This is a genomic window from Rhizobacter sp. P2_H2, assembly GCF_056403375.1.
In genome coordinates, this window is record NZ_JBFUFP010000108.1 from 1 (window position 1) to 9697 (window position 9697).

Consider the following 9697-nt stretch of genomic DNA (forward strand, 5'->3'; position numbering starts at 1 on the left):
GAGCAGGAAAAGCGGCTGGAAGACCGGCCATTTCCGGTGCATGCTGGAGACCGGCTCGCCGCCCCCCGCGCTCGGGGGAGGCCATCGCCGGCACGGGGTTTTCCCGCGGAGCTGCTCAGTACAATGCTGCGAGTTACAGCGCGGTTTCATGCCGGCTGAAGGGTTTCTTCACTTCCAGGGACATCGCCATGCCACTCGTTTCGATGCGTCAGCTGCTGGACCATGCCGCCGAGAACGGCTACGGAATTCCGGCCTTCAACGTCAACAACCTCGAGCAGGTGCAGGCCGTGATGAGCGCGGCCGACGAGGTCGGCGCCCCGGTCATCCTGCAGGCCAGCGCCGGCGCCCGCAAGTACGCCGGCGAGCCGTTCATCAAGCACCTGATCCTCGCGGCGGTCGAAAGTTACCCCCGGGTTCCCTTGGTGATGCACCAGGACCACGGCCAGAACCCGGACGTCTGCCAGGGCGCGATCAACCTGGGTTTCAGCTCGGTGATGATGGACGGCTCGCTGSARGCCGACGGCAAGACCATCGCSAGCTAYGACTACAACGTCGACGTGACGCGCAAGGTGGTCGACATGGCGCACCGGGTGGGGGTCACGGTCGAAGGTGAGCTGGGCGTGCTCGGCTCGCTCGAGACGATGAAGGGCGACAAGGAAGACGGCCACGGCACCGACGCGACGATGACGATGGACCAGCTGCTGACCGACCCGGAGCAGGCCGCCGACTTCGTCAAGCGCACCCAGCTCGATGCGCTGGCGATCGCGATCGGCACCAGCCACGGCGCCTACAAGTTCACCCGCAAGCCCACCGGCGACATCCTCGCGATCAGCCGCATCAAGGAAATCCACGCCCGCATCCCGAACACCCACCTGGTGATGCACGGCAGCTCGAGCGTGCCGCAGGAGCTGCTGGCCGCGATCCGCGAGTACGGCGGCGACATGAAGGAAACCTACGGCGTGCCGGTCAGCGAGATCCAGGAAGCCATCAAGCACGGCGTGCGCAAGATCAACATCGACACCGACATCCGCCTGGCGATGACGGCGGCGATCCGCAAGTTCTTCGTGCAGAACCCGGAGAAGTTCGACCCGCGCGAGTACCTGAAGCCGGCGCGCGAGGCCGCCAAGGCGATCTGCAAGCAGCGCTACCTGGAGTTCGGCTGCGAAGGCCAGTCCGGCAAGATCAAGGCGCAGAGCCTCGCGCAGGTGGCACAGCGCTACGCCAAGGGTGAGCTGGCGCAGATGGTGGTCTGAAACCCGCATCCTCACTGTTGATGAAGCCCGGCCATGCCGGGCTTCGTCGTTCGTGGCTCACTACAATCCGGCGCTGTCCTGCCCCTGCGCCGAAAGAGCCCATGAACGCCGTTCTGAACTCCACCCTCACCTCCCTGCCCCTGCTCGCGCGCGGCAAGGTTCGCGACAACTACGCGGTGGGCGCGGACCGTATCCTGATGCTCGCGAGCGACCGGCTCAGCGCGTTCGACGTGATCATGGGCGAACCGATCCCCGGCAAGGGCGAGCTGCTGACGCAGATGGCGCTGTTCTGGTTCGCGCACCTCGAAGGCATCATCCCGAACCACCTGACCGGCGACGACCCCGAGAGCGTCGTCACCGCGGCCGAGCGCGCGCAGGTGCGCGGCCGCTCGATGCTCGTGAAGCGCCTGAAGCCGCTGCCCGTCGAGGCCGTGGTGCGCGGCTACCTGGCCGGCAGCGGCTGGAGCGAGTACCAGCAGAGCCAGTCGGTGTGCGGCGTCGCGCTGCCGCCCGGGCTGAAGAACGCAAGCCCGCTGCCGGCACCGATCTTCACGCCGGCCACCAAGGCCGAGATGGGCGACCACGACGAGAACATCTCGTTCGACAAGATGGCGCAGATCATCGGCGCCGACCTCGCCGTGCGCGTGCGCGACACCGCGATCCAGCTCTACACCCGCGCCGCCGCGATCGCGCTGAAGAAGGGCATCATCATCGCCGACACCAAGTTCGAGTTCGGGCTCGACAGCGACGGCACGCTGACGCTGATGGACGAGGTGCTGACGCCCGACTCGTCGCGCTTCTGGCCGGTCGAGGGCTACGACGCCGCCTTCCGCGAAGGCCGCAACCCGCCGAGCTACGACAAGCAGTTCGTGCGCGACTGGCTCGAGCAGGTCCGCATCGACGGCCAACCCTGGCCGAAGCGCGCCCCGGCCCCGGCCCTGCCGGCCGAGGTGGTCGAGAAGACCGCCGCCAAGTACCGCGAAGCCCTGCAACGCCTGACCTCCTGAGCGCCATGCAGTCCCGCCTGCTGAAGCAGCTCGACGCCGCCATCGATGCCGCCGGCAACCCGGTCAAGGCCGATTGCCTGCGCGCCGAACGCGCCTGCCTGATGGCGCGCCACGGCCACTTCGACGAGGCGCGCAAGACGCTCACCGGGCTGCAGCAGCAGTACGCCTTGCAGCCGCACATGGCGCTGAGCGCGTGGATCAGCCTGGCCGAAGGGCTGATCGCGCACTACGGCAAGCTCGGCTCGGCCGAGGCGGTCGACAAGATCCACCGCGCCTACGCGATGAGCGGAGCCGCGCGAGAACCGGCGCTGCATGCGCTGTGCAGTGCCTGGCTGGCCCACCTCGACTACGTGCGGCACGACTTCGCGTCGATGGCGCGGCGCGTTGCCGAGACCCTGCGGCTCGCGGATGCAAAACATCATGCGGCACAGTCGCGCATCAGCCTCGTGATCGCGCAGACCTACCACTTCGCCGGCCGCTACGAGCGGGCCCAGCCCTGGTACACGCTGACCCGCCAGCACGCCACGTCCGAGGGCGACGAGGCGACGCTCGCGGCGCTGCTCGCCAACATGGCCTGGCTGAACGCCAGCCAGGCGCGCCAGAACGTGCTGAGCGGCCCCGGCGAGGCGCAGGCCACGCGGCAGGCGATGCTCGGCGCCGAGTCGTCGCAGAACTTCGATGCGCTGGTCGGCACCGCGGCGCTCGATGCACTGGCGCCGGTCATGCGGGCGCAGCTGCTGTCGCTGCAGGGCCGGCATGCCGACGCATTGCCGTTGTACGAGCTGCACCTCGACCATGCGCTGACCCAGGGCGCGGCGCACATGGCGAACTGGCTGCGCGCCGACCTGGCGTGGTGCCGCATCCAGCTGAAGCAGGCCGATGCAGCACGCGGGGATGCGCAGGCCGCCGAGGCCGCGAACCGCGCCGACTGCGACCTGGACGACCGCGCCGCCACGCACAGCCGGCTGGCGCAGGTCTACGCGGCACTCGGCCAGGTCGATGCCGCCAAGAAGCACTCGCAGCAGGCCGAGGCGGCCTGGAAGGCCTTCGCCGACGAGCAGGCCGAGGTGCTGCGCCTGCTCGACGCGGCGCTCACGTAGCCCGGATCAGAACAGCGCCATGCTCAGCTTGCGCCGGTACTGGTCGATGACCGGGTCGGCCGGCGCGGTATTGACCTTGCCCGTGACCTCCAGCGCACCCTTCGGCGCCGCGGCCTCGGCCTTCGGCGCCGGCTTGCTCATCAGCTCGAGGATCGCCACGTAGGTCTTGCGCGCCAGCTCGCCGTTCCAGGCCTTGTCGCGCATCACGATCTCGAGCAGCTCGTCCATCGCCTGCGTGAAGCGCTGCGCGGCGAAGTGCGTCTGGGCGAGTTCGAAGCGGGCGTCGAAATCCCGCTTGTTCGCGGCGATCGCCGCCGCCAGCTGCTCGGGGCTGCGCGCCGACGCGGCCTTCTCGCTGGCCGCCAGCCAGTGGCCGGCCGCGGCCAGCCGCGCGTCCAGCATCACCTTGCTCGCGACCGGGTCGAACGCGCGGCGCGCGTCATCGACACGCCCGGCCGTCAGCAGCGCGCGCAGGTAGTCGTAGCGGGCCACGTCATTGCCCGGGTCGATCGCCACCGCCTCCTGCAGGCGCTCCAGCGCGCTGTCGGCATCGCCCTCGGCCAGCAGCTCCTCGGCCGCGGCCAGGTCTTCGCCGGCGGCCGCTTCCTCGGCGCTCGGCACGTGCCGGTCGAGGAATTCGCGCACCTGCGCCTCGGGCAGCGCGCCGACGAAGCCGTCGACCGGCTGGCCGCCCTTGAACAGCACGCAGAACGGGATGCTGCGCACGCCGAACATCTGCGACAGCTGGCCGGAGATCTCGGGCTGCTCGTCGGCGTTCAGCTTGGCCAGCTTGAAGCGGCCGGCGTAGGCGACCTCGATCTTCTCGAGCACCGGCGTCAGCGCCTTGCAGGGGCCGCACCACGGTGCCCAAATGTCCAGCAGCACCGGCTGCTCGACCGAGGCGTTGATCAGGTCGGCTTCGAAGTTCTGAATCGTGATGTCCATCGTGTTCCGGCAAAGGGAAGGCGGGCAGTGCTGACAGGCCCTAGAGGTCAGATGGGCCGCGCCGCCTACAATTCAAGGTTGTTCAGCCCTTGGAGCGAGCCGTGAGCAGCGCCCCCGTGGTTGGCGTGGTGATGGGTTCCAGCAGCGACTGGGAGACCCTGCGCCTCGCGACCGAGATTCTCGCCGAGTTCGGCGTGCCCTACGAGGCGCGCGTGGTCTCTGCCCACCGCATGCCCGACGACATGTTCGCCTACGCCGAAACGGCCGCGCCGCGCGGCCTGCGCGCGATCATCGCCGGCGCCGGCGGTGCCGCCCACCTGCCCGGCATGCTGGCCGCCAAGACCACCGTGCCGGTGCTCGGCGTGCCGGTCGCGAGCCGCCACCTGCAGGGCGTCGATTCGCTGCATTCCATCGTGCAGATGCCCAAGGGCATCCCGGTCGCGACCTTCGCGATCGGCGCGGCAGGCGCAGCCAACGCCGCGTTGTTCGCCGTCGCGATGCTGGCCTGCGAGCAGCCCGCGCTGCGCGCCCGGCTCGAGGCCTACCGCGCCCGCCAGACCGAGGTCGCCCGCGCGATGTCCGCCGAACTCAAATGACGCAGCGCTTCATCCCCCCCGGCCAGACCCTGGGCGTGATGGGCGGCGGCCAGCTCGGCCGCATGTTCGTGCACGCCGCGCAGCAGATGGGCTACGCCACCGCGGTGCTCGACCCCGACGCCGCCAGCCCGGCCGGCCTGGTCGCGCACCACCATGTGCGCGCCGACTACCTCGATTCGACCGGGCTCACGCAGCTGGCCGCCGTCAGCGCGGCCATCACCACCGAGTTCGAGAACGTGCCGGCCGCCGCGCTGCGCACGCTGGCCGCGATGCGGCCGGTGGCGCCGGCGGGCGATGCGGTCGCGGTCTGCCAGGACCGGGCCGCCGAGAAGGCGCACTTCGGCCGCTGCGGCGTGCCGTGCGCGCCGTTCGCGCTGATCGAGACCCGCACCCAGCTCGACGCCGTCGACGACGCGCTGCTGCCCGGCATCCTGAAGACCGCGCGCCTCGGCTACGACGGCAAGGGCCAGGTGCGGGTGGCCGACCGCGCCGCGCTCGCCGCCGCGTGGGACGCGCTGAAGCAGGTGCCCTGCGTGCTCGAGCAGATGCTGCCGCTGGCCTACGAGGTGAGCGTGATCGTCGCGCGCGGCGCCGACGGCGCGAGCGTGCATTTCCCGCTGCAGCAGAACCTGCACCGCGACGGCATCCTCGCGGTGACGCGCGTGCCCTCGCCCGACGTGACGCCCGACGTGCAGCAGCAGGCCATCGCGCATGCCGGGCGCATCGCCGCGACGCTCGGCTACGTCGGCGTGCTGTGCGTCGAATTCTTCGTGCTGAAGGACGGCCGGCTGGTCGCCAACGAGATGGCGCCGCGCCCGCACAACTCCGGCCACTACACGCTCGACGCCTGCGACCAGTCGCAGTTCGACCTGCAGGTGCGCACGCTGGCCGGTGCGCCGCTGGCCGCGCCGCGGCTGCACTCGCCGGCGGTGATGCTGAACCTGCTCGGGGACCTGTGGTTCCGCGACGGCAAAGTCGAAAACGCGACCGAAACCGAGCCCGACTGGGCCGCGGTGCTGGCGCTGCCGGGCGTGCACCTGCACCTCTACGGCAAGGCCAGCGCCCGCCCGGGCCGCAAGATGGGCCACCTGACGGTCACCGCCGCGACGGCCGAGCTCGCCCACGCGGTCGCGCTGCAGGCGGCCGAGCACCTGGGCCTCGCGGCCTGGTGAGCGGCTGAGACGAGGACCTGCCGTGCTGCTCGATGCCCGCGATCCCGCCGCTGCCGCGGCCACCCAGGCCGTCCACCAGGCCGCCCGCGCGCTGGCCGATGGCGAGCTGGTCGGCATGCCGACCGAGACGGTCTACGGCCTGGCCGCCCGCGCCGATGACGACGCGGCGGTCGCGAAGATCTTCGCCGCCAAGGGCCGGCCGGCCGACCACCCGCTGATCGTCCACGTGCCCGACGTCGGATCGGCGCAGGTGTTCGCCGCCGACTGGCCGGCCGTCGCACAGCAGCTCGCGGCCCGCTTCTGGCCCGGCCCGCTGACGCTGATCGTGCCGCGCGCGCCCGGCGTGGCCGGTGCGTCGGCCGGCGGCCAGGACAGCATCGGCCTGCGCTGCCCGTCGCACCCGGTCGCGCAGGCACTGCTGCGCGAGGCCAAGGCGCTGGGCGTGCCGGGCGTCGCGGCACCGAGCGCGAACCGCTTCGGCCGCATCAGCCCGACGCGCGCCGCGCACGTGGTCGAGGAGTTCGGCGACGCGCTGCTGGTGCTCGACGGCGGYGACTGCGAGGTCGGCATCGAATCGAGCATCGTCGACTGCTCGCGCGGCCGCCCGGTGCTGCTGCGCCCCGGCGTGCTGACGCGCCGGCAGCTGGAGGCGGCCGCCGGCCAGCCGCTGGCCGACCGCGACGAGGCCGCGCCGCGCGCCTCCGGCACGCTCGAGGCCCACTACGCCCCGCGCGCCAAGCTGCGCCTGATGGCCGGGCCGATGCTGAATACCGCGTTGCAGATGCTCGAAGGCTCGACATTGAAGCTGGCGGTATATTCGCGGACCGTGCCCGCCAAGGCGGTGCGCGGGCTGCGCCACCGCGTGATGCCGTCGCAGGCGTCGCAGGCGGCCCACGAACTTTTTTCCGCGCTGCGCGAACTCGATGCCGAGGGCGTGCATCTGATCTGGGTGGAAGAGCCGCCCGCCGATCCCGAATGGGACGGTGTGCGCGACCGCCTGCAACGGGCTGCCGCCGCCTGACTTCCTCCCCTCACCGTTTTCCCCTCTGGAGTGTTCATGATTTTCAAGGCTGATCCGAAGCAAAAGAGCTGGGTGCGCCTCGGTGCGGCCGTGCTGGCGGCCACGCTGCTCGCATCGTGCGGTGGCGGCACGCAGGTCGAGCGCTTCGTGCCACGGCGGCTGATCTCGTTCGGCGACGAAGCCAGCGTGATGTCGAGCACCGGCGCCAAGTACAGCATCAACGCGGTGATCTTCGACACCACCACCACCCCGGCCACGCCGACCACCGCGCTGGACTGCTCGAGCTTCCCGATCTGGATCCAGATGGTGGCCGGCACCTTCGGCCTGGTCTTCGCGGAGTGCAACCCGAACAGCGCGGCGGTCACGGCGCAGACGCTGGCGACGGTGGGCGCCGGCGTCAACGACGTGGCCTCGCAGATCACGCAGTTCACCTCCGGCGACTCGCTGTCGAACAAGGACCTGGTCACGGTGATGGCCGGCGCCAACGACATCGTCGCGCTGTACCAGCAGTTCCCCGGCCAGGACGCGGGCAGCCTGCAGGCCGCCGCCGCCGCGGCCGGCGATGCGCTGGGCGGGCAGATCATCCGGCTGGCCGACCTCGGCGCGAAGGTGGTCGTCGCGACCGCCGCCGACCAGGGCCTGACGCCGTATGCGGCTGCCGAGGACCTGGCGAACCCGGGGCGCGCGGCCTTCCTGTCGGCCCTCAGCTTCCAGTTCAATGCGGCGCTGCGGCTGAAGCTCGAGGACGTGAAGGACGGCGGCAAGTCGGTCGGCCTGGTGGTGTTCGACGAGCGCCTGCAGGACATGGTGCGCAACTACCCCAACTACGGGTTGGTGAACAACAACGCCGCGGCCTGCCTGAGCACCGCCGTGCTGCCGAACTGCACCATGACGACGCTGAAGAAGGTGCCGGAATCGGGCACCCTCGATGCGACCGGCTCCACCTGGCTGTGGGCCGACAACCTGCGCTTCGGCCCGTCCGCCCACGGCCAGCTCGGCTCGATGGCGTCCAGCCGCGCCGTCAACAACCCGTTCTGACCTGATGACCACCCCTCGGGGGGATGCGGGCCGGCTTGGGGCGGCCCGGCGCTCGGCCCGCCGGGAGACACGCTCCGGGCTGCTACGCTTCTTTACACGGCGAGCGGGGTTTCTCCGACGAGGCACTGCAACGGTGTCTCTCTATAGTCGGCCGCAACCATCCATCACGACAGGAGGGTGCTGTTTTGCGCCCGCCGACCAACCAAGGGGATTGCATGAAGAACTTCCGTTCCTGGGGTGCGGTGACGCTCGCGTCGCTGCTGCTCGCCGCGTGTGGCGGCGGGGGTGATGGCGACCAGTCGCCGCGCGTGCAGTACAGCGCGACGGTGTCGTTCGGTGACAGCCTGAGCGATGTCGGAACGTACGCCACGGCGGCGCTGGTCGCGACCACCCACGGCGGCAAGTACACCGTGAACAGCAGCGCCGCGAAGAACTGGACCGAGCTGCTGGCGGTGCAGGCCGGCACCGGCGCACCGTGCGCGGCGCAGACCGGACTGGAATCGTCGGGACCGCTGGCCGGCTTCGCGCAGGCCGCCGCGGCCCATGCCGGCTGCTACGGCTACGCCCAGGGCGGAGCGCGGGTGACCAACCCGGTTGGCCCCGGCAACAAGGCCCTCATTGCCGCCGGCGACACCAGCGGCTACGTCGGCCAGCTCACCGTGCCGGTCGTCACGCAGATCAACAACCACCTGACCGCCGTCGGCGGCAGCTTCAGCGGCACCGAGCTGGTCACGGTGATGGCGGGCGGCAACGACGTGTTCATCAACCTGGCGGCCGTGAGCGCGGCCCAGGCCACGCCGACGCAGGCCGTCACCGCGATGGCCCAGGCCGGCGGCGAGCTGGCGGCCTACATCAAGACGCTGATCCTCGCGAAGGGCGCGACGCACGTCGTCGTCGTGAACCTGCCCGACGTCAGCCAGACACCGCTCGGCTATTCGCAGAGTGCGGACGTGCAGACGCTGATCAACACGATGGTGACGCAGTTCAACGCCCAGTTGCACGCCGGCCTGACCGGCACCACCGGCGTGCTCGAAGTCGACGCCTACACGCAGGGACGCGACCAGGTCGCCCATCCCGAGATGTACGGCCTGACCAACGTGACGACGCCGGCCTGCGACCTGGCCAGCGCGAACACCGCCAACACGGTCAAGATGCCCTTCGCCAGCTCGCTGGTCTGCTCGACCGACACGCTGATCGCCGGCGACACCTCGCGCTACGAGTTCGCCGACACGGTGCACCCGACGCCGTTCGCCTACCAGTTGCTCGCGCGCTTCGTCGCCAAGCGCATGGTCGAAAGCGGCTGGCTCTGAGCCCGCGCCCATCGATCCGCCCACCAAAGGACATTCCCATGACCCATGGCATCAAGACCCTTGCGATCGCGGCGCTGGCACTGTTCGGCAGCACCGCGGCACTCGCGCAATCGGCCGGCACCTGGATGGTGAAGGCGGGAGCCAACCAGATCGCGCCGCAGGTGAAGAGCGACGACCTGAGCGCCTCCAGCCTGCCCAACAGCAAGGTCGACGTGAAGAGCGACACGCAGGCGATCTTCACGCTCGGCTACATGC

The 9697-nt window shown here is 70.5% G+C and carries 9 protein-coding genes and 1 pseudogene; 9 read left to right on the plus strand and 1 reads right to left on the minus strand.

The annotated features are described in order from the left end of the window. Nucleotides 1-188: 188 nt before the first annotated feature. The 3 genes from fba (at nt 189) to AC1D15_RS09180 (ending at nt 3360) form a co-directional block, all read left to right on the plus strand. Nucleotides 189-1253, plus strand: a complete 1065-nt coding sequence (gene fba / locus AC1D15_RS09170) for a class II fructose-bisphosphate aldolase (RefSeq protein ID WP_477825742.1) — start codon at nt 189-191, stop codon at nt 1251-1253. Between the two features lie 101 nt (nt 1254-1354). Next, entirely contained in the window at nt 1355-2260 is a 906-nt protein-coding gene (locus AC1D15_RS09175) for a phosphoribosylaminoimidazolesuccinocarboxamide synthase (RefSeq protein ID WP_047507726.1), read from the plus strand. Between the two features lie 5 nt (nt 2261-2265). After that, entirely contained in the window at nt 2266-3360 is a 1095-nt protein-coding gene (locus AC1D15_RS09180; RefSeq protein WP_477825743.1) for a tetratricopeptide repeat protein, read from the plus strand. Nucleotides 3361-3366: 6 nt separating this feature from the next. Here AC1D15_RS09180 and AC1D15_RS09185 read toward each other — a convergent pair whose 3' ends face one another. After that, nucleotides 3367-4305, minus strand: coding sequence for a tetratricopeptide repeat protein (locus tag AC1D15_RS09185; RefSeq protein WP_047507730.1), 939 nt, complete (start codon nt 4303-4305; stop codon nt 3367-3369). A gap of 131 nt (nt 4306-4436) precedes the next feature. On the opposite strand from AC1D15_RS09185, the gene purE reads away from it, so the two are divergent. From purE to AC1D15_RS09215, 6 genes and pseudogenes are all read left to right on the plus strand, one after another. Beyond that, a complete protein-coding gene (purE, locus tag AC1D15_RS09190; RefSeq protein ID WP_477825744.1) occupies nt 4437-4901 on the plus strand; it encodes a 5-(carboxyamino)imidazole ribonucleotide mutase in 465 nt (154 codons plus the stop codon). Beyond that, nucleotides 4898-6073, plus strand: a complete 1176-nt coding sequence (locus tag AC1D15_RS09195) for a 5-(carboxyamino)imidazole ribonucleotide synthase (RefSeq protein ID WP_047507732.1) — start codon at nt 4898-4900, stop codon at nt 6071-6073. The genes purE and AC1D15_RS09195 overlap by 4 nt, the downstream gene beginning before the upstream one ends. 22 nt (nt 6074-6095) lie before the next feature. Further along, the gene (locus AC1D15_RS09200) at nt 6096-7094 is read left to right on the plus strand and encodes an L-threonylcarbamoyladenylate synthase (protein ID WP_047507734.1); all 999 of its coding nucleotides are present in this window, start codon (nt 6096-6098) and stop codon (nt 7092-7094) included. A 36-nt stretch (nt 7095-7130) separates the two neighbouring features. Continuing rightward, entirely contained in the window at nt 7131-8132 is a 1002-nt protein-coding gene (locus AC1D15_RS09205; RefSeq protein WP_465110640.1) for an SGNH/GDSL hydrolase family protein, read from the plus strand. 215 nt (nt 8133-8347) lie between these two features. Next, nucleotides 8348-9442 carry an SGNH/GDSL hydrolase family protein gene (locus AC1D15_RS09210; protein WP_047507900.1) on the plus strand — a complete coding sequence of 365 codons (1095 nt, stop codon included), beginning with the start codon at nt 8348-8350 and terminating at the stop codon, nt 9440-9442. Between the two features lie 38 nt (nt 9443-9480). Further along, nucleotides 9481-9697: pseudogene (locus AC1D15_RS09215) on the plus strand (OmpW/AlkL family protein); the annotation flags it as partial.